General features: G+C 46.3%; 27 protein-coding genes. 18 read left to right on the forward strand and 9 right to left on the reverse strand.

The features are described from left to right. Window positions 1-5 precede the first annotated feature (5 nt). The 13 genes from sctD (at window position 6) to A3712_RS05785 (ending at window position 10571) form a co-directional block, all read left to right on the forward strand. On the forward strand, window positions 6-1307 hold the full coding sequence (gene sctD / locus A3712_RS05725) for a type III secretion system inner membrane ring subunit SctD (protein ID WP_063522658.1): 1302 nt from the start codon (window positions 6-8) through the stop codon (window positions 1305-1307). Continuing rightward, the gene (locus tag A3712_RS05730) at window positions 1294-1500 is read left to right on the forward strand and encodes an EscE/YscE/SsaE family type III secretion system needle protein co-chaperone (RefSeq protein ID WP_017107480.1); all 207 of its coding nucleotides are present in this window, start codon (window positions 1294-1296) and stop codon (window positions 1498-1500) included. The genes sctD and A3712_RS05730 overlap by 14 nt, the downstream gene beginning before the upstream one ends. 16 nt (window positions 1501-1516) lie before the next feature. Then, window positions 1517-1765 (forward strand): type III secretion system needle filament subunit SctF, encoded by a 249-nt coding sequence (gene sctF / locus A3712_RS05735; RefSeq protein ID WP_017107479.1) that lies wholly within the window; start codon window positions 1517-1519, stop codon window positions 1763-1765. Between the two features lie 3 nt (window positions 1766-1768). Beyond that, entirely contained in the window at window positions 1769-2125 is a 357-nt protein-coding gene (locus A3712_RS05740) for a YscG family type III secretion system chaperone (protein WP_063522659.1), read from the forward strand. Further along, on the forward strand, window positions 2125-2772 hold the full coding sequence (locus A3712_RS05745; protein ID WP_063522660.1) for a YopR family T3SS polymerization control protein: 648 nt from the start codon (window positions 2125-2127) through the stop codon (window positions 2770-2772). The genes A3712_RS05740 and A3712_RS05745 overlap by 1 nt, the downstream gene beginning before the upstream one ends. Before the next feature lie 8 nt (window positions 2773-2780). Continuing rightward, window positions 2781-3125 (forward strand): type III secretion system inner rod subunit SctI, encoded by a 345-nt coding sequence (gene sctI / locus A3712_RS05750; protein WP_063522661.1) that lies wholly within the window; start codon window positions 2781-2783, stop codon window positions 3123-3125. 59 nt (window positions 3126-3184) lie between these two features. Continuing rightward, window positions 3185-3943: a type III secretion system inner membrane ring lipoprotein SctJ gene (gene sctJ, locus A3712_RS05755; RefSeq protein WP_157618709.1), complete on the forward strand. Its 759-nt coding sequence runs from the start codon at window positions 3185-3187 to the stop codon at window positions 3941-3943. Next, window positions 3936-4601 (forward strand): SctK family type III secretion system sorting platform protein VscK, encoded by a 666-nt coding sequence (vscK, locus tag A3712_RS05760; protein ID WP_063522662.1) that lies wholly within the window; start codon window positions 3936-3938, stop codon window positions 4599-4601. Before sctJ ends, vscK begins: the two co-directional genes overlap by 8 nt. Continuing rightward, window positions 4580-5215 (forward strand): HrpE/YscL family type III secretion apparatus protein, encoded by a 636-nt coding sequence (locus A3712_RS05765; protein ID WP_063522663.1) that lies wholly within the window; start codon window positions 4580-4582, stop codon window positions 5213-5215. Before vscK ends, A3712_RS05765 begins: the two co-directional genes overlap by 22 nt. Before the next feature lie 225 nt (window positions 5216-5440). Next, window positions 5441-5836 (forward strand): hypothetical protein, encoded by a 396-nt coding sequence (locus tag A3712_RS05770; RefSeq protein ID WP_063522664.1) that lies wholly within the window; start codon window positions 5441-5443, stop codon window positions 5834-5836. Window positions 5837-5839: 3 nt separating this feature from the next. Then, entirely contained in the window at window positions 5840-8731 is a 2892-nt protein-coding gene (locus tag A3712_RS05775; RefSeq protein WP_063522665.1) for an ADP-ribosyltransferase, read from the forward strand. Between the two features lie 238 nt (window positions 8732-8969). Beyond that, on the forward strand, window positions 8970-9407 hold the full coding sequence (locus A3712_RS05780; protein ID WP_063522666.1) for a CesT family type III secretion system chaperone: 438 nt from the start codon (window positions 8970-8972) through the stop codon (window positions 9405-9407). Between the two features lie 3 nt (window positions 9408-9410). Continuing rightward, window positions 9411-10571: a VopS family T3SS effector adenosine monophosphate-protein transferase gene (locus tag A3712_RS05785; RefSeq protein WP_063522667.1), complete on the forward strand. Its 1161-nt coding sequence runs from the start codon at window positions 9411-9413 to the stop codon at window positions 10569-10571. Between the two features lie 86 nt (window positions 10572-10657). Here A3712_RS05785 and A3712_RS05790 read toward each other — a convergent pair whose 3' ends face one another. Next, window positions 10658-11584 carry an alpha/beta hydrolase gene (locus A3712_RS05790; protein WP_063522668.1) on the reverse strand — a complete coding sequence of 309 codons (927 nt, stop codon included), beginning with the start codon at window positions 11582-11584 and terminating at the stop codon, window positions 10658-10660. A gap of 110 nt (window positions 11585-11694) precedes the next feature. On the opposite strand from A3712_RS05790, the gene A3712_RS05795 reads away from it, so the two are divergent. Then, on the forward strand, window positions 11695-12612 hold the full coding sequence (locus A3712_RS05795) for a LysR family transcriptional regulator (RefSeq protein WP_063522669.1): 918 nt from the start codon (window positions 11695-11697) through the stop codon (window positions 12610-12612). 108 nt (window positions 12613-12720) lie between these two features. Here the strand turns inward: A3712_RS05795 and sctU are convergent, their stop codons facing one another. The 8 genes from sctU to sctN are packed head-to-tail and all read right to left on the reverse strand — an operon-like array spanning window position 12721 to window position 19257. Further along, complete coding sequence (sctU, locus tag A3712_RS05800; RefSeq protein WP_063522670.1) at window positions 12721-13779, reverse strand: type III secretion system export apparatus subunit SctU; 1059 nt, start codon at window positions 13777-13779, stop codon at window positions 12721-12723. Between the two features lie 18 nt (window positions 13780-13797). After that, window positions 13798-14580 carry a type III secretion system export apparatus subunit SctT gene (sctT, locus tag A3712_RS05805; RefSeq protein ID WP_063522671.1) on the reverse strand — a complete coding sequence of 261 codons (783 nt, stop codon included), beginning with the start codon at window positions 14578-14580 and terminating at the stop codon, window positions 13798-13800. Then, the gene (gene vscS, locus A3712_RS05810; RefSeq protein ID WP_005426136.1) at window positions 14577-14843 is read right to left on the reverse strand and encodes a SctS family type III secretion system export apparatus subunit VscS; all 267 of its coding nucleotides are present in this window, start codon (window positions 14841-14843) and stop codon (window positions 14577-14579) included. Before vscS ends, sctT begins: the two co-directional genes overlap by 4 nt. Window positions 14844-14856: 13 nt before the next feature. Further along, entirely contained in the window at window positions 14857-15507 is a 651-nt protein-coding gene (gene vscR / locus A3712_RS05815; RefSeq protein WP_005426130.1) for a SctR family type III secretion system export apparatus subunit VscR, read from the reverse strand. Continuing rightward, window positions 15504-16469: a type III secretion system cytoplasmic ring protein SctQ gene (sctQ, locus tag A3712_RS05820; protein ID WP_063522749.1), complete on the reverse strand. Its 966-nt coding sequence runs from the start codon at window positions 16467-16469 to the stop codon at window positions 15504-15506. The genes vscR and sctQ overlap by 4 nt, the downstream gene beginning before the upstream one ends. Continuing rightward, window positions 16469-17467 carry a type III secretion system needle length determinant gene (locus tag A3712_RS05825; RefSeq protein WP_063522672.1) on the reverse strand — a complete coding sequence of 333 codons (999 nt, stop codon included), beginning with the start codon at window positions 17465-17467 and terminating at the stop codon, window positions 16469-16471. The genes sctQ and A3712_RS05825 overlap by 1 nt, the downstream gene beginning before the upstream one ends. Before the next feature lie 9 nt (window positions 17468-17476). Beyond that, entirely contained in the window at window positions 17477-17938 is a 462-nt protein-coding gene (gene sctO / locus A3712_RS05830) for a type III secretion system stalk subunit SctO (protein ID WP_063522673.1), read from the reverse strand. Beyond that, window positions 17935-19257, reverse strand: a complete 1323-nt coding sequence (gene sctN / locus A3712_RS05835; protein ID WP_063522674.1) for a type III secretion system ATPase SctN — start codon at window positions 19255-19257, stop codon at window positions 17935-17937. The genes sctO and sctN overlap by 4 nt, the downstream gene beginning before the upstream one ends. Window positions 19258-19441: 184 nt before the next feature. On the opposite strand from sctN, the gene sctW reads away from it, so the two are divergent. The 4 genes from sctW to vscX are packed head-to-tail and all read left to right on the forward strand — an operon-like array spanning window position 19442 to window position 21335. Then, window positions 19442-20335: a type III secretion system gatekeeper subunit SctW gene (sctW, locus tag A3712_RS05840; RefSeq protein WP_063522675.1), complete on the forward strand. Its 894-nt coding sequence runs from the start codon at window positions 19442-19444 to the stop codon at window positions 20333-20335. After that, complete coding sequence (locus A3712_RS05845) at window positions 20316-20600, forward strand: TyeA family type III secretion system gatekeeper subunit (RefSeq protein WP_063522676.1); 285 nt, start codon at window positions 20316-20318, stop codon at window positions 20598-20600. The genes sctW and A3712_RS05845 overlap by 20 nt, the downstream gene beginning before the upstream one ends. Then, window positions 20587-20961 (forward strand): type III secretion chaperone SycN, encoded by a 375-nt coding sequence (gene sycN / locus A3712_RS05850; protein ID WP_063522677.1) that lies wholly within the window; start codon window positions 20587-20589, stop codon window positions 20959-20961. The genes A3712_RS05845 and sycN overlap by 14 nt, the downstream gene beginning before the upstream one ends. After that, on the forward strand, window positions 20958-21335 hold the full coding sequence (gene vscX / locus A3712_RS05855) for a type III secretion system protein VscX (protein WP_063522678.1): 378 nt from the start codon (window positions 20958-20960) through the stop codon (window positions 21333-21335). The genes sycN and vscX overlap by 4 nt, the downstream gene beginning before the upstream one ends. Window positions 21336-21337: the final 2 nt, after the last annotated feature.

The raw sequence follows: 21337 nt of genomic DNA on the forward strand, positions 1-21337 counted from the left end.
CCTCAATGCAGCAATGGAAAATTCGTATTCTCTCAGGTGTTCATGCCGGAGTAGAGGTGACCTTACCCAATGACTCATTGGTTTTGGGGAGCGATGACTTTACCGCCGATCTCGTATTAACCGATTCAGACATCAAGGGGAGTCACCTTGTATTGGTATGCAATGGCGATAGCGTTTTACTGCGTGACTGTGAAGACGTTTCGATCAATAACGAAAGAGTTACGGTTGACGCTGATGGGTTGGAATTATCACGCAACGCTTTGGTTTCGGTTGGTCGCTTAACGTTTGCGGTAGGACACCTTGAAGACAACTTGGTGAGCGATATCGCGAGGGAAACCACAGATAAACAATCAGTATCGATCAGCCATAAAGCGTCATCAGGTTGGAAGAGAACGTTTTTGCTCGGCTTGATGTGTAGCTTGATCCCAAGCGTGATATTTGCCGGTGTTTGGTATAGCCAAATCCGAGCCAGCGACAGCGATACCATCACGGCAGCAGAGCCCATCGTTTTAGTTCGCAATATTCTCAGCGAATTGAAACTCGATGATGTGCGGGTTGAATGGAATGCAACAGTAAGGCAGGCGGTACTGGAAGGATACGTCGAGGATAGAACCGCAAAACTGCAGCTATTGGGAAGAATTGACGCGCTTGGGCTCAACTACAAAAGTGACCTGCGAACCATGGAAGAGATTCGTCGCGGTGTACGCTTTATCTTACGTAACCTCGGTTATCACCAAGTTAAAATTGAGAATGGTGAAGAGACTGGCACGCTGCTCCTAACGGGGTACATTGATGACGCGAGCCGTTGGAGCCAAGTCGAGCAGATATTAGAACGTGATGTCCCAGGACTAGTCGCTTGGAAGGTCGAATTGCAAAGAGCGGGAGCCTATATGGATACGCTCAAAACATTGCTTGAAAAAGCAGAGTTACTAAAGAAAGTTCAGCTAGCGACAAGTGACGATCGTATCGAAGTACGGGGTGAGTTGGACGATATCGAGACCACTCGATTCTATGGGGTTACGAGGGATTTCCGTGAGCAGTATGGCGAGAAACCTTACTTGGTTTTGAAGTCCATTCCGAAAGTAAGCAAGGGAACCAACATCGATTTTCCGTTTCGAAGCGTGAATTTCGGTCAAGTCCCTTATGTGATCCTTACGGACAATGTTCGTTATATGGTAGGGGCTCGAACCCCTCAAGGATATCGCATTTCTAGCGTCACCCCAGCAGGAATTGAGCTGGTGAAAGGCGGGCGAGTGATCACGATCAATCTAGGGTATGAAGGTGGAAATACCAATGACAAATCTTGAACAACTACTACAAAGCGACTCGGGGCAGGAACAGAAAGAGGCCATTATTCTCAAGTTCAAGCAAGCGCAATCTGCGGTTAAGCGCCAGCTTGATTTAGGCTGTACACCCCATGAATATCAGTTGCTACTCAAACAGCATGAAGCCTATCAAGCGGCCTTAGCTGTGATTGAAACTGTCGAATGCAATAAATAAACAAGAGGCAATACCTATGTCATTTTATGATCCGAGTAATAGTGTTTATCTCGATGATGTTAAAGCGAAACTAGAAGAACAAGCAAAGGCAGCAAATGAGGCCGTGAACGTAGCGATCAAAAACTTAGAATCCAACGCTGATGACCCATCAAAGCTGGCTGAATTGCAGCATACTATCAACAAATGGTCAGTGATTTATAACATCAATGCGACCACAACTCGCGCAATTAAGGATGTGATGCAGTCGATTCTACAGAAGGTGTAGGTTATGGAAAAAGACATGCGTTTGCTGCTGGCCGAAACGGCTTTGATGGCAACCGGTATACATCGCCATGAAGAGGCAGAGACGATTGCATCTTGCCTCGAATCCCAAAGGGGTACTGAGGAGGTCGTTGCAATGATTCGCTCTATGAGTTTGATGAACCGCGGTCGCTACGAAGAGGCTCATCGCTTGCTTGAACCAGTTTGCGAAGACTCTACTGATTTAGTCTGCTTAGCGGCTCTCGCTGCTGGTAAAGCAGGGTTAGCGAACAAAGCTGAATCTTGGCTGGCGATTGCTTCAAAAGGCAGTGAGGAAAGCCAAGCGTTTACTGCGAGCTTCTCTCAGGATATCAGGAACCTTTAATGAAGGTTGAAAACAACTCGCTCAACTATGTGCTAAGTCAGGTTCAGCAGCCAGCCAGAGTTGCTCCGCTCGAGGCACACAAGATGAGCCGTTTGATGAGTGAAAGTGCATCTGACAGCAGTTCATCAAACAAGAGTGCATCGCCAGTGCAAAAAACTACAGACATAGTCTCTCAATCTGAGGCCAAAGTGACGGTAATTAAAGAGTGGTATGAGGTGCTCAAGAGTTCCGGAAACTTCAGCTCAACGGCACTTAACCGCTCACTTGACGGAGTGCTTACTTCTTCAAGCGATCAGAAAGAAGCGTTGTGGTATGCACTTAACCAGGAAAGAAGCGCAAAAGGCACCGATAAAGCGTCACCAGAATTACTGGCTTCACTCGAACAAGAATTATTGGGCAGTTTTTCTGGACGTTTACTAGCAGATCCTCCAAAAGACCGTGAGGAGCTAAAAGTGTTGCTGTCTGAGCATTTCTCTCTCAGTGCGCAAAAGGAACAAGCACTTTGGCATAGCTGGGCCGAGTTGAAAGAGACTTCTGATCAACAGTCATTGTTAGACCTAGTACGGGAAGAGTTGAGTTTTGTTATACAAATCAACTCGATGGTCAAAAACATGCTGACTTACAGCCACAAACTAGATCTTTCATAGGAACGCAGATGATTAATACGCAGTACACCGAAGTCATACAGACGAATCTAGAGCAAGTGCAAGATGCACAAGCTCAGGATGGGCTTAGTGAACGTTTCGAGCAAGCGATGTCGGTCCCGGAAGGAAACAATGGCTTGGAAGGTGGTTTGTTAGAAAACATTAGCGAACTGAAAAATACCATCGATAACGCAAAAAGCAGTTTAGCTGACAGCATGAAAATTGTGGGCGACGATCCTGCTCAGCTTTTGCAAATGCAATGGGCGTTGACTCGAATTACCTTTCAAGAGGAGCTGATCGCCAAGACGGTAGGTAAAACGACGCAAAACGTAGAAACACTGTTGAAGGCACAGTAGCGATGATGAAAGTAAAAGCCATGATGAAAGCAATAGTCATGACAAAGGTAGTAGTTGCAATGAGGTCAGTCACCACAAGAAAAAAAATGCGTGCAGTAAGCATGTTACTGGTTCTATTTTTGGTGGGGTGTCAGACCGAACTTTACACCGGCGTGAGCCAGAAAGAAGGCAACGAAATGTTGTCAATCTTACTTTCTGAAGGCGTCGTCGCCACCAAAGAACCAGATAAAGACAACACCGTCAAGTTGATGGTGGATAAGGCACAAATAGCGTTCGCGGTTGACGCGCTTAAGCGCAAAGGTTATCCAAGAGAGCAGTTCTCGACACTGAAAGAAGTCTTCCCCAAAGACGATCTGATTTCTTCTCCGCTTGCCGAGCGAGCCAGACTTATTTACGCGAAATCGCAAGAGTTGTCGTCCACACTGTCACAAATTGACGGCGTGCTAGTCGCTCGCGTCCACGTTGTACTTGAAGACCAAAACCTTCGTCCTGGTGAGCGCCCAACGCCGGCATCGGCATCTGTTTTTATCAAGCATGCCGCCGATGTCGCGTTGGATTCTTATATCCCACAAATAAAACTATTAGTGAATAACAGCATTGAAGGGCTGAACTACGACCGTATTAGTGTGGTTATGGTGCCATCTTCGGAAGTACGCGTGATATCTCAAGATAATCAATTCGAAAGCATTCTGTCGATTCAAGTGACCAAAGACACGGCAAGCCATCTGATTGCTATCCTTGTTTTCTTGGTACTGCTGATCATTGGCTCTAACGCAGCAACGTTTGCTTGGTGCCGCAGGAACGTGAAACGTGGTTAATTCCGAAACGCCAGTCTCCCAAATTCAGCATCAGTTTAACTATTGCCCTTGCAGCTACATTGACGAAAGTTGGATAACGGAAAAACAGTCTTGGTTGTTAAAACTCCAAGGCTGGAGAAACCAAGCGGCCATCAATAAGTGGTGTATTGAAGACTGGGAGTTATCGCCAATTACAGATCATGCTTTTAATCATCCATACAACAGTTTGGCTTTGCTGCCTGTTGAGGCAACAGATCGACTGCTGTTGATGATTGGCGGAATCATGCATTGCCAAGCGATGCGCCAAGTGGTACTAAAGCAACCTAAACAATGTCTTAATCAGGTTTTTGGGGTGGATGAAACGCGTTTTTTGATCCAACAAGGGCCGATGATGATTTCCAACTGGCCCAGAGGGTGGCAAAAGCCACTGCCAAACAGCCTCGATGAAAAAAGCTTTGAAAAGACAGCCCGAGAGCTAGGGTATTTATGGATCAAGTTCTTATTGGCAAAGTCACCATCAGAGTTAGTGCAACGATGGCAGTTCAAGCTCGAACGTCAACTGACGTTGGCGGATCATAGTGCAGATTGGTTGGATGACACGCATCGCGATCTCGCATATCGACTTATCAAGAAAATCGCAAAACAGGTAATTCCTCAATGGTTTCATTTGTTGAAATAAAAACCGACAACTTGCAATTGGCACCGGGCTTAAAAGTGCTTAAAGCAAAGGACTATGTGAGTTACTTAGATTCACAGCATCTGGTTGAGGCAGCGCACTCAAAAGCAGAAAGCATCATTGCCAAAGCGGATGAAGCCTATGAGTTAGAGAGGCAGCGAGGTTATCAGGATGGCATCGATCAAGCGAAGATCGAGAACGCTGAAACCATGCTGGCAACGCTGGCTCGATGTAACGAATACTATTTGCAGGTCGAGCATAAAATGACAGGCGTTGTGCTCGATGCCGTTAGAAAGATCATCAACAGCTTTGATGATGTGGATACTACGGCAAGTGTCGTGAGAGAGGCGCTCCAGCTTGTCAGTAACCAAAAGCAAGTGATTCTGCATGTACACCCAGATCAGGTTACTGAAGTTCGGGAGAAAGTGTCTTCCATACTCAGTGATTTCCCAGAGGTGGGGTACGTTGAAGTCATTGCCGATGCGCGTTTAAAAAACGGCGGCTGCATATTGGAGACAGAGGTCGGTATTATTGACGCGAGTATCGACGGTCAACTGCAAGCGCTTAAGCAAGCTATTACTAAGCAATTGAGTGAACGCCAACAGATACAGCCTTAACGCGTTTATTTTTGCTCACCGAAAGTCCAGCCATGCTGGGCTTTTTTATTTCCAGTGGTTGGCTATTTCCAGACTTAGCATCAATTTTCTATCACATAAATGCAGATGACAGTTGTGAGCGCTAACCGATAAAAGGTGTCCTAAAAACTTCTGGCCAAAAGTGATATATGGCGAATGCCCTTGCGCTTATCGTTTTGACTACTCAATACGAAAAGGGTCCTCGCAATGAACAAAGAAGAAATCATAAACAACTGGCTGTCTAATTTATCTGGCGGGCAATGGCAGCTTTTGAATGGTCAATGCAACTTGGTTGGCGAAGATGGCATGCATTACGCCACGATTTTCAATTATGAAAACCGCATGGTGGTCATGTTCCCCTTGTCACCAGCCAAACAGCCAGAGGGAGGAATATCACCCTCCAAACTGCTGGCGCTGAATTCTCACCCTGATGTTGTCGGCATTGCGTCGTTCTCGTTAGCCGCAGACAACACCACTGTTGTACTTAATTTTGCATTGCCGGATGAGTCAGTGGTGAATAGCGACCTCAATATCTTTTGGCAAAATGCACTCAGTTTACGCAGTGCTTTGTTTGATGCGATCACTGAATCCACTGCGGGGTGATCGATGCAAACAACGATCAGAACAGACGGCGCGGCAAGCACTGCGGCTTTGCTGTCCCCGCAGCAGACAACAAGCGCGGCTAATATCTCTTTAAGTCAGGTTTCATCGGTCTCCGTTTCCTTAGTCGGCAATCAACCGCCGCTGAACACGCAACCAGCCCCGATGCCACCATTGCGTCAGGCCGAGGAAGAGTTTAATCACGCCATCATGCGTGCTGCCCAGTATGAAGGCAGCATTGAAAATTTAGTCCGAGACAAGGTAAATGCGCAGTTTCCAGCAACCTCTGACGCGGTGAAAAACCAGATAGTCGCTCAGTCGGTGGAAAAGATTGCAGAAGCCAACCAAGCATTTGAGTTTAACCATTTGGGCAATGATCTGCTGGAGAGCCCAGCAGTTGAGTACATGTCCCAATCGTTTTTGCGTCGGATTCTAGAAAACGTAGCGATCGCTCAAGCGAAAGATTCTTCAGTGCCACTAGCAAAGACAAATGAAGACGCCGGCATCGGTTTTCTGGACGGCTGGAGTGATGATGACGCTAAGTGGGCAGAACAGCTCAACAGCGTACTCAAGGACCCTAAAGCCAATGCTCGGGTACTGACCACATTAGCTTATAGCCATTTGAGGGTATTTCGTGATCCTTCACGACTTAAGCTGATGGGCGATGCCGTGAATCAGCCGCTGCTGAATGCTAAGGAAGCAAACCAAAGGCTGAACATTTTCCACTTACATGGTGCAGGGGCGCAGCCAGAGATCTCGACACCGACCACAACCCAGCCCCACGGTTGGGCATGGCTTAAGTATGCCGATTGGAATACAAGTGAAGCGCTCGGCAACAAAACCGGCAATGACTTTATCGGCAGTCGTCAAAATGGCGACCCTCACAAAGGGACCGGATTCAAGTTTCAAGGAATGCAAGAGGCTATGAAGCCTGCGGCTTATCACAACGACGCCGCTGCTTTAAAAGAGCGTTCAGAACATGAGTCCGGCTATGGTGGTTTCGTTATCAATGACAAAACGTTAACCACGATTGGCCACGATAAACCAACTTCGGTTAATTGGCGCCAACAGAACATGGATAAGAAGTTACCTATGTTTGCGGGGCCATCCAGTACCACCTCTTTTATGTACGAAGTGGCGCGCCTTCTCAAAATGCCCGCTTCTGAAGCGCAAGCCTTTCGAGCCTTGCTGTTGGGGTGGATGATTCAGCCGCGAGATCACAGCTTTACAGAGATCATGGGAGCATTGGATGCTTATGCAATGGAGCACAATGATCACGGCGCTGCGACAGTAGACAGTGATGGTATGATGGCGTGGCAAGCCCGTGAGACGGGCAATTGGCTTGGTGCTTATGAGGGGCTGATAACCCAAGACATCGACTTACCCGGTATGGAAGCCAAGACAATCACACTAAATGGACAAGAGATTCATTTACCTGCGATTGAACCGGTGAAAATGAGTGTTGAGGAGTTCGATCATTCTGTCACTCAAGGGAAAGGCTACCCATCACAATATGCAGGGAGTGAGTATCTTGATGTACTGGCGCAGGCCGTGCAGAGTGATCAAGAAGCAGACGATACCTTTGGTCTGGCTTCAGAGAAAATTCACTACGCTGCGCAAAATATGAATGACTTGAAGTTATACAATACCGAGCAGCGAACCATGCCGGAATTGCCTGAGCGAAAACCGTCAGGGCAACCATTTATCGATGGTGTTAAAGCGGAAGCATTAGGTAACTGGTTGGAGGGGCAGTCTCCCGCGCAATACCAACAGCTTCTTGGTAATGCTGCGTCTTTGTTGGCGGAATCTTCACAGGAAGGATCGCTAAGTAATGTTTTTCGTTATGGTGAGCGTAATGACGTGTGGGAAACTTTTCGTACGGTAGATAAGTCGAACATGCTTGACGCTCAGTTGGTGTTAAAAAACAAACCTGATCATCAAGATGCGTTGGCCTTTTTAAAGGATGTCGCGAGTAGTAAAACCACATCAACTGAACGTCAACAAGCGGTATTAGAAGCTATTGGTGATGATGCAAATAACCAAGCGACGCTGATTAACGCTATGCTGCTGGCGACGACTCGATTCTATACAGGGAATGGCGCCAATATTATCAACCCGGGCTACGGCGACTTTGCTCCACCGAAGAACGAGAGTGAAATGGAGATGCGTCTTCAATCGTTTCTAAAACGTAAACAATACACTAGTTCTGCTGAACGAGCGCAGGCGAAGAAAGAGTATCGCCAGAACGTGGATATGTTACAGGCTGCGATAGACTCTCCAATGTTTGAACGATACTCCGGTAAAGTTTGGCATGGCTGTCACACCAGTGTTGCCGATGCGGTGTTAGAGAAGGGAACCGGTTTTCAGTTTCCTGGCTTTATGAGTACAACGCGTGCTCCAGACGTGGCACAAAGTTACATGGCGAAAGGTGCGCTTTTGGTTATCAACCCGGCGCCAGACATTGGGGTTAATATTGAGCCCATCAGTAGAGGGGAAGGTGAGAGAGAAATCTTGGTTCCTGCAGGGACGTCTTTTAATGTTGAACAAAGCTATACCTTACACTTGGAAAAAGGTTACCCGCCTTCAGCCAATACGACGGTGAAAAAGCGAATTTACGATAAAGAAGTGGCTATGGGGCGTCGCCAACCTAATGTGACCATACGCATAACGACGCCAGAGATGGAGAAAGTGGGCTTAAGTGGTCAAAGCGATCCAAAAGGAGAGGCGGAGCTTGCTGACCTGATTGATCATATCAAGAAAAACCCCTCGAACATGGAAGAGCAAACCAAAGTTGTGGTATTGAGCCGAGAGTCCAGTGCACTAAGCGCCAATACAGCGAATGCGGATAAAGCGGCAACAGAAGCCTTTAAACCAATGTACTCTGGTGGCTTTGTTTAGCCAAGAAGCTTAACCACTTAAGTTAGTCTAGCCAACTTGTAAAGCTCAGCACATCATGCTGAGCTTTTTTATCATCATGTGCCTTAATATAAACGGCTTAAAATGAAAAAAAGCCGACCATATCTAGCATATTCCCCCATCTGTATTCAGCATAATAACCACACCAGCCAACACTTTGCGATTATCTAAACCGCAGAGATGTAAATACTAATAAATACAAAATAGGAATGTAAATCAGATGGTCAACGGATTTATATCGACTCTTCTAAACGACTTTGCAAAGCGTTGCCAAATGGAAACGCTGGAATTTGATGAAGAAGGCTGTTGCCAATTAATTCTTGATAACGAAGTAGCAATTACACTTCGCTCAAGTGAAGAGAAGTTGACGCTTATTGGCTTAATTTCAGGTGAGAAACCGCATCCCGATGTTTATTTTAAGCACATGAAAGCAGCATTAACAAAAGATGAGCCCTACGTATGTTGGGATGAAGATGCTGGCTACATCGGTTTTATTCACATTCATCAGATAATGTTAACCGAGACATATTTTGAAACGTCGATTGCTCAATTTGTTGATTGGTTAAAGCTGTCAGCAAGCCCGCAGGAGCAAGTGGCGCAAGAACAGAAACAAACACGGACAATAGATACGGCACAATTTGCCACATTAAGGGTATAAATAATGATTAGTTTTGGAAACGTAAGCGCACTTCAAGCGGCACTTCCGGAAGCGCGAAAAGATATTCTCAATGAAGGTAAACTCAATGTTGGTGGCAAGGAATATAAGGTCGATGCAAATACTCAGCAGTTTGTTCGTTCAAACCCAAGTAATAATGCAGTCGCTCAATTCTTTGAAGCAACAGGTAAGCTATTTAGAGAAGGCAACACAGACTCAGTAGCTAAAGCGATGACAAAATCGGTATTCGACAATGCGCTAGGACAAGCTGAGCGTTTGAAATCCAGCTCTTCAGTAGAGCATGGCCAGATGTTTTTTAAAGATGCTAGTTTAAAAACGCCAGTCGATGTATTGAATGCTTTTAGTCGACTTGATGCTCAAACTATTCAATCTTATGGTGGCGAGCTTAACCAATTGGCTGATCTTGCTATGTCTGAGTTACTGCTTGATACGGAACCTGCCAAAAGCCTAAATACACAAATTGGTGAAGATGCGACCAAGGCGTTAGCTGGTCGTGTCGTGAAAGCCTTCGGTGGTGGTGCTATGGGGGTGAAGAATAATCCGAAGGTTGCTTCTGGGTTAGATATTATTCTTGCCGCTGAAGTTAAGAACTTAAAAGCGGCGCAAACGCATATAGAAGCCCTAGCAAACAAGGACTTGAGCGCTGATATCTATTCTGAAACTTTAGCTGAAACGAAATTTAATAAAACCGGTACAACTGATAATGTCGAACGTGCAACGGCGTGGATCGTTAACGCGTCGAACTCGGAAGGAAATGATGCTGACAAAATGGCTGCACTTTTGAAGGAGTATGCAACGAATGGTAAAGATCTATTAAACATGGAAAATCTAAAAGAGCTTCATGCTCGATTGGTTCCAAATATTGATAGAGATTATCGAGGTCCAAGTATTTCAGAAAGCACGTTACCTTCAAGCATCGGCGGTGAGAGCATGCTTAAGCAACACGTTGAAGTCTTTTTGAAAGAGAACCCAGTAGCAGATAAAGATTTAGGCAAAAACCTGTTTGCAAGTGTTATTGGTTACCATGGCTTTACAGATGGTAATGGACGTATGGGGCGTACTTTATATGCCATCGCTGAATTAAGAAATGATTCATTTACTCCTCTTGCCATGACTGCTGAAAACAACTTACACGGTATTAAGTAAGTATCCAAAAAATAAAAAGAGCGACTTTCGTCGCTCTTTTTATAGGTCTGTCGGCCTTTATTGAAAGCTGAGTAAATTAGCGACCTTTAGTTTTTCATATTCTCAAGCATATAGTTGAGTACGTCATCGTTGTCGTTAATGAGGTTCTCGATTACATCAAGGTGGTCTCTTTTTCGAGCGAGGTAAATGCGACACTCTTGCTCAGCATCAAGCACTTTGGCGTGATATTCCTTTGTTTGTCGGAAGAACTCAGGCGTGTCGAGTTCTGGGACAATCAAGTGCAACGGCGCCAATTCCTCTTCTGAAGGAAAATCATTAAGCAGTGGACTCACCCTCTCCGATGATTCATTGGTCATCTGAATGTTATCGTTCACGAAGCTGTTCACAAGTGGTCGAATATCAAAAAGGCCAGCAATTGAAAAAACATCTTTGAGTTTCTCTTTGCCTTCTGCTTCTGCTCCAAATTGTTCCCAATCTGTTTTATGGAGCATGGATACAAGTTGGCCGCCAGCCGAGTGGCCTACTAAGTAGACTGCGGGAGAATTATTCTCGACTGCGAGTGATAAGATTTCTTTAACGGCAAGCTGCATTTGCTTAAGGATGGACTCCATTGGCGCACCGTTTTTCCAGTCTTGAGCCATTCGGTAACTTGGCATGTAAACCGTAAAACCATTTTGATTGAAAGGTTGTGCGATAAACCCAAATTGTTCTTTTGAAAACCATTGCCACCACCCGCCATGTATGTAGATAACCATAGGTGCATCTTTGGCAAGCCCCTTTGGCTTGTAGATATCTATTTTTCCAGAAAACTCGCCTTCTCCATATGCCATCTCGGTAAGTCCTGTTTCCAGGTTTGTTCGATAACGCTCACTTTGCTGGCTAGTAAATTCTATGTGTTTCGGTAACAAATCATCCGTGGGTAATCTATTGGTCCATAACGTCGGATTGTATTGTTCATCTGCTATCTCTCGTGAGAAGTATTGTGCAATTGAGCTTGTGCTTGTTTTGTTCACTATTTTGTCCTCTTCGGTTGCTTTAGGACATTATTAATGATTTTATTGGTGTGAAAAAGATTGGTAATTTAGTACGGACTGTTTAATTTTTATAAACTATGAACAAGTATATGCGTCATATGATCATCTTCACGAGAGTTGTGGAGACGGGATCTATTACTGCGGCTGCACGCGAATTAAAGGTGGGTAAATCCGTTGTTAGTCAACATTTGAGAGCTTTGGAGGAGGCGTTAGGTGTTTTGTTACTCAAACGCTCCACTCGCCAACAATTGCTTACGCCTATGGGAATAGAGTTTTTTGAACGGTGTAAAAACATTAGTGAGCTTGTTGATGAGGCATGGGATATTGCAAGGATCAGCCAAATTGAGCCAAAAGGAATGGTTAAGATTAGTTCACCCCACGCGTTGATCGAGCCAGTGATATCACCGGCAGTTGGGCATTTAGTCAGTATCTACTCTGAATTAGTTCCTACGATTCTAGCCAATGACGGCAGCGTGGACTTATTTGAAACGGCGGCTGATCTCGCGATTCATGTCGGTGAGCTGCCATCAAGTGAGTACAGACAAAGAAGGATAGGTAGTTTAAAGAAAGTGCTTTGTGCAAGCCCTTCATATATTCAGAATCATGATCTCAGCATCGCGAAACTTATTAAGGATCCGTCTCAGTTGCTCGCCTGCGATTATGTGGCGAATATCTGGGAGGGGAAATCTATTCGATATACTTTACAACACTCGTCCAGTGGTGAGCGAATAGAAGTGTCGCTGGAAGCGAATCGCTTTAATGATTCGGTTCATTCGGTTATCTCTATGGTCAAAGCGGGAGCTGGTATAGCATTAATTCCTGAATTTATGTTCGAAAGCCTCAGACGCAAAGGAGAATTAGAGAACATTTTTCCTGGGTATACGCTTCCCAAGATTCCTATTTATGCTGTTCATAATTACGCAAAAACGCCTCCGCTCAATGTCAAAATGTGCACCGATTTCATTGAACGACAGCTTAGAAATCTTAACTCTTCAGAAGATGCCTAATCGTTTTCTGAACCGCTTAGATCTATCGATTCCATTCTACTTTGTTAGCACACAGTTCTTTTTTGTACTGTGTGCTCTCTGAGCATGATGCACATGATTGTGAGAGAGTTATACTCGCGATTCCTCAGCCTGCTCAAGAGACGCGACCCAACGCAGGATCTCAGCGGTGGCTTCAATAAGATCGCCTGGAATGTACTGGTTTAACTGACCATCGGCATAAAGAGCACGTGCGAGTGGTACTTTTTGCATCACAGGGATGCCTTCTTCGTGGGCTATCGCGATCATACGTTTTGCCATCGCATCGGTTTCTTTAAGGGTTATCACAGGCAGCGGCGTTTCGCCTTTTTTGTAGTACAAACCAATCGCGATGTGGGTTGGGTTCGTGACCAACACATTCGAACGTTTAACGTTATCTCTTTGGTTCGAAGTTTGCAGCTCTTGGTGCAACTGACGACGCTTACTCTTGATTTCCGGGCTGCCTTCCATCTCTTTATATTCGCGTTTGACCTCGTCTTTAGTCATCTTCAGTTGCTTGGTGTGGTCGAATTTTTGGTATGCGTAATCGGCAGCTGCAATCACAATAAAGCCGACGGAAGAGATGATCATGAGTTGTTTCACTAATACGCCGGTGATGGTCGGTACACACTCTAATCCGCATGTCGGGATTTGCAGTAGCGTGTTTAAGTTGCCCCGCAGAGTGACCCAAATAATGCAGGAAAGGAGCGACACTTTAAGAATCGATTTAATAAACTCAATGATGCTCTTTAGCGAGAAAATTCGTTTTGCCCCTTCGACAGGGTTGATCTTTTTGATATCTGGTTTGACGGATTCACCACTAAACAGCAAGCCGAATTGCCCCATGTTCGACATGATGGCGATCAATGCCGTCACTATCAGGATCGGTGCCAGCAAGTAAACCATTTCTTTGGCGATGGCGACGGCTACGTCAAGCAACGCATCCTGAAACCCTTGATAAGCCAACTCACTCGGCAACAAAAGTAGGGCAGAGATGTGCGACATATAGTAGTCAGCAAAGGCAAATAAGACGGCAATTAGGGCTAGGATTAACGCCGAGGAGACGACTTCCTGACTTTTAGCGACTTGCCCTTTTTGCCGGGCATCCCGAAGTTTTTTCGGGGTGGGGAGTTCTGTTTTTTCTCCGCTCATTGCTCTTCCTGTCTGTTATTACCAAATGGTATTGAGCTGTTCTCTGAACAGTACGATTTCAGAGAAAAGGGCTTGAAAGTGACCCATCATCAATGCCAAATAAACAATCAATAGCACGCTGGCAATGGCACTTTTGATCGGCATGGCCAAAGAGAAAACGTTCAGCTGTGGGGCGAATCGGCTAATCAGTGCGAGTCCAAACTCTGCAAGGAACATGGCCAAAACCAAAGGTGCAGACATCAAAACGCCAAGCCACATAAGTTGCTCGAACTGAGCATAGAAAAAGTGCACCCATTCCTCAGTGACGGTTGGGAAAAAACTAATCACAGGCCACGACGAATAGCTGTTAAACAGCGCATAAATAAAAGCGACAAAGCCACCGCCGGAGAAGAACAAGGTGATCAGGGTTTGGGTCAATAGCACAGCCGTTGGCGTTGACTGAGAGCCGAGAGTGGGGTTAAACATACTTGCCATCGCAGCACCACGTTGGTTATCCACTAGAAATCCAGCCGCCTCAATAGCCCAAAAAGGGATTGCTGCAACAAAGCCAATCAGCATACCCAATAGTACCTCTTTGCCTAAGATGACCATCAACCAAATCCCGTCCGTTTCTGCGGGCAGGTCTTGTTGGTTGATCATTGGGAAGATAAACAGCGCAAGCGAACACAAAACACCATTTCTTACCAAGGTGCCACCGAGAGTTTGTTTGTTTAAGATCGGCAAAAATATAAAGCAAGCCATTAACCTAGGGAGCGTCAAGCTGTATAGGAACAGGGCTTGGTGCAAATCATCGTAACTCATCGTATTTGCGGGATTTTATCTAAGGTCAAGGTAGCAAATGAATGCAGTTCGGCGCCCAGCCATTGTGTGGTAACAAATAGGGTTATGATGACGGCGATCAGTTTGACGACAAAGCCTAACGTCTGTTCTTGTACTTGTGTTAGCGCTTGGACGAGAGAGACCAAGGTACCGACAAGTGCCGCAACCAAAATCGGCGGCAGCGACAAGAACAGAACAAGCGTTAGAGCCTGAGTGGTAAAGTGGATGATTTCAGCCGGATTCATGCTTCTCTCCTCATTATCCGTAACTGAGCACTAGGCCATGGGTCAATTTGGTCCAACCGTCTAGCAACACAAAGAGCAGCAGTTTGAATGGCAGTGAGATGGTCATTGGCGAGACCATCATCATGCCCATGGCCAGCAAGATGTTGGATACGATCAGATCGATAGCGATGAATGGCAGGTACAACAGGAAGCCAATCTCAAACGCTCTCGTTAGCTCACTCACGGTAAAGGCGGGGAGCAACAACAATAAGCTGTCTGACTCCAAACGGTCGACGTACTTTTGTGGCCACAAGGTTCTTGCTGCATCGGTAAAAAAGACCGATTCAGTTTCACGGATGTGCTTTTTCAAGAACTCACGGTACGGCTGCAATCCACTCTCGATTAAACCTTCGATGCTCTCCGAATCTTCAAGTGAGATTTCGTGCTGGGTCACGTAGTCATAGGTTTCAAACCCCACTGGCGCCATAATGAAGATCGACAGAATGATCGCCAATCCATACAAGGCCATATTGGGTGGAATCTGTTGTACACCTAATGCGTTTCTTAGCAGAGAGAAAACCACGGCCAGTTTAACGAAGGAGGTCGCCATCATTGCAATGAAAGGAATCAAAGCGAGAAGGGCGAGTGTAACGATGAGGTTCAGTTCATCAGGTAACTGGATCATGCTGGCTCCTGACTGCCGCCAAACAGTTCGAGAACGCGGACACCCAAGCGTTCATTAATGTTCACTAGTTCGCACTCACCAATGATTTTGCCGTTTGCTCGCATAGTGACTGGGTTAGAAATTGGCTGGTTAAGCTCAAAGGTAAAACCCGGTTGCAGCGCGTTAAGCTGTTCTAAAGTAATGGTTTGCTGACCAACATCGAAAGTCAGTTCAATTGGCAATTGCTGGTGGTCGGTCAGTGCTTCAGAGCTGTTGATATCGTTCATATTGGTTTCTTTTTCTTGGATATGGAGTGTCGTATTGTCGAGTTGGCATCGCCAAAGGTTGTGATTGGAGACCTGAAGCAGCACTTTGTGTTGCGCGATGTAGCAATCGTCGAAAAACACCACATCGCCAAGTTCAAGTTGCTCAAATTGACTGAGCGCCAAACGTGTTTTGCCAAAGCTCAACCAGAAGGGCAGTGCGATGTTTTGGCTCAGGTAAGAGGGCGCTTGTGGCAGAGTGTCAATCAACACATCCCGACCTTCGTGGACCCACAGGCTAAGAGAGACATCATCACGATTGATGGTGAGCATCAACACGTTTTCTTCTGATGCGGGCTGCTCATGAACTTGCAGCTTGCTCAATACCGGAAGTTGTCCAAATAAGCGCTTAATCATGTCGGTGTAGGGCTCAATTTGGCTACTGAGCAACGCCAATTGCAAAGAGTTTGGCAGTGATTCAAATGCCGTCGAGTCAAGAATGCCGTGCAACCATTGCTGTAATTGCGCACCGCTGAAATCGATTTGAATGGTTTGTCCGCCAATGAGTAGCGTTAAACGATAGCCAGAAAACTCCGGCTTTTGGCCAAGCGTGACCGATAAGCTATTGCTCTGACTATCTTGAAAGTGACACTGTTTTGCGCACAGTTGATTACTGAGCGCGATGCTTGAAAGCTCGACCTTCGGGAAATCTAATATCATCATTCGTCCTCAGGCTTCCATTCATCGTAAATGCTGCGTTGTTGTCGCGAACGTTGTTGGTCTTGTTGTTGATTCATCTGTTCGCTGACTGCGATCCGAATCGGTTGGTCGATGCCTAAACGTTGCAGACGCTCGATCAACTCTTGCTTAGCCGTTTGGTTGATCAGCGAAAGAGCGTGCTCTTGCTTAATCAGCACGCTGTAGCCAGAACTGTCTTGCTTGATGGAGATCTCGCCACCTTTTAATTGGCCTTCATTTAGAAGAAGGCGAACTTCTCTCTCGTTTGCTGAAGGAAGAGACACGTAGATCTTGTCGACTAACTTATTAATCAATTCGCTTACGTCTTGAGCTCTATTCTGGAGCCCGTGTGTCTCTACGTTTTTCAGGATAATGTCGCCTTGCGCTGTTGCTTGGCTTAGGTTGGGCATCGGATGAAGCTTAGCGTCCGACTCAGAACTTGGATGACGCAGATCGATGTGCTTCACTGCTTTAACCTTCTCTTCAAGCGCGGACAATGCGGCTTTCAAGTCGATAATTTTCGAGTCCACAATAGTAGCAGCGTCTTTTGCCGTAGGGTCGAGTTTATGAGCTGCTGCATCTAACTTATGCAGTTGGCCTTGCTGCACACTCTGCACGGTCTCTCTCTCAGAGAGAGCATGACTTGGCTTTTCTGGATGCAGACCAGCGTCTGACTTTTCATTAGCAGGTTGATCTTTCAAGTTTTCAGGGTGTTCTTGGCCACCGTCGAGCTGCTCTTTCCCCGCCTCAGGGATAGCACTGCTGGCCTTGCCTTTGTGCTTCATGCTATCGAGCTTGTCTGCGTTCAATACAGCAGCGAATAAACGAGAAGTCTCTGACTCATGTTCGCTTTCTGCTTGCGTTGGCTTAAGCGCATTCTTAAAGCGAGATTCAAGCTCTTCTGAGACTTGGTTGACCGGCCTCTGTTGAATCTGTTGCGGATGTTCAGTTGTGTTTGGATGATCGTTTTTGACTCGCATCTTTACCTTCTATGAAACAACAACGTTGCGGAACTCTTCTTGTTCGAGCTCTTCTTGATACTGCGCTTGGCGTGCTTGCTCAGCGATTTCTTGTTCGTTTAATTGAATGAATTTTTCTTTGGTTTTATGGGCGGCCAGAGCGTCTTGCTTTCTTTCCTTGAGTCGCTGGTTCTCTTGTTCCAATGCCTTTTTTTCTTCTGCGACTCGTTGTTTTAAGTCGGCCTCTCTTTCCCTTAACAGCGCGATTTCTTGCCGCAATATTTCAAGTTCTTTTAGAACGACGGTTTTCTGTTTGGCTTTCGCAAAGCGCCGTTCTTCTTCCTCTTCGCGCCATTGACGATAGTCAACGACAGACTGTTCCGCCTTTCGGAGTGAGGCTCGTGCGTTATTGACTCGATACTCTTGTTGCTGAACCGCGCGATCGGCACGGTCGGCACGAATTTTTTTTATCTCTAGCAGTCGCTCGATCATAGGCCTGCAAGTCCTCGCAGCTGCGTGACGCTCTCACCGAGCTCACTTGGCTCGTGCGTACCTTGGCGCAAGAACGCTCCTATATCATCTCCCTGTGCGATGGCCATATCCGCGCGACTGTCGGCACCGTGTTGGTATTCACCAATTTTGATCAAAAGTTCGACTTCTTCATATTTAGCCAGCATTTCACGCATGTGAGCCGCGGACGCTTGATGAGTTTTATCGACGATTTGGTTCATTACACGACTGGCTGAGCGAAGCACATCAATGGCTGGGTAGTGGTTCATCGCCGCCAATTTACGAGAAAGAATGATGTGGCCATCGAGTATCGAACGCGTTTCATCGGCGACCGGCTCCGTCATATCGTCACCTTCCACAAGTACGGTATAAAGCGCGGTGATGGAGCCTTTGTCTGATTGACCTGCACGTTCCATCAGTTTTGGTAGCGCGGCAAAAACAGAAGGCGGATAGCCCCGTCGTGTTGGTGGCTCGCCAGCGGCCAAGCCGATTTCACGCTGAGCTCGAGCAAAACGCGTCACCGAATCCATCAGCAGCAGGACTCGTTTACCTTGGTCGCGAAAGTACTCGGCGATAGAGGTCGCGACGAACGCCGCTTTGGCACGTTCCATTGCTGGCCTGTCAGAGGTTGCGACAACAAGTACTGACTTTGCCATACCTTCTTCCCCAAGGTCGTGCTCGATAAATTCTCTTACTTCACGACCCCTTTCACCGATGAGGGCAAGCACGGTTACATCGACATCGGCAGAGCGAATAAGCTTGGCAAGCAGGGTACTTTTACCACCGCCCGCTGCGGCAAAAATGCCCATCCTTTGTCCTTCACCACAGGTGAGCAATCCGTCGATAGAACGCACGCCCATCGAAATCGGTTTTTCAATCAGCTTTCGCTGCATTGGTGGTGGCGCATCGCGGTAAACCGGATACCAAGCGCTCGGCTCAGTGCTTTGAGAACCATCGAATGGGCGGCCTAGACCATCAAGAGTTTTCCCTAAAAGGTGATCGCCAACACCGACTTCGTGCATTTTTCCAAGCGGGCTCACTTCGGTATTGGATGAAATTCCAAACATGTTGCCAAGTGGAGTAAGCAACGCATGGTGTTGCTCAAAACCCACCACCTCCGCAAGCAGCGACAAGGTTTGATCTGGATTACGTAGCTCACAAAGCTCGCCGACACGAACACCAGGCACAACGGCTTTGATGATAGTGCCAGTAACCTGAGTCACACGACCGCGGATTTGGATCAAACGCGTTTGCTTGATGGCTGATTGTTGAGTTTCGGTGATGTATGAGAAGTCGTTCAATTTAAGAAAACATGCAATAACTGATGCTGGGAGAATAGAAAGGATGACGCCGTTTTTATAGTGACTATTGGTCGGGAGTTTTTAGAAAACTTAAAACGCCCTAAAAAAACACGTCTGATTTTGACAGCCTAATAAAAATGCAATTCCTATAATTCGCTCATATTGTAGGAAGGAGTGCAAATCAATGAGCACTATCAATAGCCAAATTTTTACGGGCAACAAATTTGACGCGCCAATTAGAAGTAACCTCGAGTCTTCCCGCACGGGAGCCTCAGTCAATGGTAACTACCGAGGTGAAACTGTCCGCGTACACAATGCAACTCAGTCGCTGTTTGATGCAATGGAAGAGCTGACGGCGTTAGGTTCAGAAAAAGCAGAAAAAGATCTCACGAAACGCAAAGTAAAAGACGGCAGTATTCGCGTAAATGAAGCGCACGAGCTGGTTTCTGACTACCTAAGAAAAGTGCCTGATCTTGAGAAGAACCAAAAGATCAAAGACCTTGCTACCAAAATGGCAAGCGGTAACTTATCAACGATTGCTCAGTTACAGGCGTACCTCAACGGATTCTCTGAAGAGAAGAGCCATCAGTACCTAGCGCTACAAGCAGTAAAAAAGTTCCTCGGAGCCAATTCAGAAAGTAAGAATCTACTAGCGCTGATAGACCAAGCCATTCTGACCTTTGAGCAGAATCCGGACTCTTGGGCTCAGATTGATACTGAAATTCGTGTTTCAAGCTTCGCGGATGAATACAGCCAAGAGCAAGGCTTTAGCAGTTTGCATCAATTGCGTGGCTTCTATCGCGACACGGTACACAGCTACCAAGGTTTAGGCTCAGCATACAAGGATGTGGTGGAGCGTTTTGGTGCAAAAGAGGTCTCCACGGCGGTCGACTTTATGTTGCAGGGGATGAGCGCAGATTTGAGCGTTCAAGGTAGCAATATTGACTCCGTTAAGCTTCAGCTTCTGATGTCCGATATGCAAAAACTTAAGACGTTGAATACGCTTCAAGACCAAGTTAGTAACCTCTACCAGATGTTCAAACCTCAGCAGGCAAACTATGGCTTATCAAGTTACTGATTTAATGTCAGACGTCATCGTTTTGGTTGAGCAGCGTTGGGTGGGAAGTGCCGAGATATGGAACCTAGTGAACGCCATGGAGTTGGCGTCCACGGAGAGAAAAATCAGCTTTTTTAGGGAACTTCACAAACTTATTCGCCATATTCCAATTGATGTATTTAACGATGAAGAACAGCGACAAAACCTAATACAAGCTGTGCAAAAAGCGCTTGATGAAGCGATTGATTTAGAAGAAGAGGAAATGTGGGACGATGAATTGGATTGATGCATCTGTGGATGATTTTTGCCGAGGAATGGGACTTGAAGCGGTAGACTTCTCGTCAGCAGGACGTGTTCAACTGAGTTTCGAACAGAGCGGCACTCTACACGTTGAGAGGCATCAGGACTGCCTGTTTCTCATGCTGGCGAAACCGCTGCATTGGCACCAATCAAACGAGCCGATTAAAAAGGCGTTGAGTTTTTGCCATTCAGGTCAAGGCTGGCCATTCGTCATAAAGAGCGGTTTACTGGATGAACAGACACTGGTCTTCTCTGCACAAATTGAAGGGGATGAAGTGACTCTACCAACCATCGAGCAAGCGTTCGCTCTACTGGTTCGTTTACATAAAGATGTGGCGGATTCATGAGCCGTATTAGTACATTAAACGTCGGTATTGAAGGCTTTACTCACGTTTCACTTGAGCAGGTTGAAAGCGGCTTCCCACAGCGTTTCCAGTTGTTGCCTGACGGTCAAGCCATCGCAACTCACTTAGAGAAACTGTACGAGCTTCGCCCCTCTGAGCAGTACCTGGTGTCACTGGCCAAGCCAAAATTGACACATTCGGAGCTACTTCGCCCGGACAAGTACCGTCAACAGTTTGATACCACTCAGCAGCGGCTTCAGGAATTGGCACAGAAAAATGGCTCTCATGCGCTCAATCAGGCTGTGAAAACATTGCAAAGTACTCAATTAGACCAACGTTATCTCACTATGGCGTTGAATCTACTAATTCAGGTTTAAAA

Origin of the sequence: Vibrio sp. HI00D65, assembly GCF_001635455.1 — a bacterium.
Taxonomy (GTDB): domain Bacteria; phylum Pseudomonadota; class Gammaproteobacteria; order Enterobacterales; family Vibrionaceae; genus Vibrio.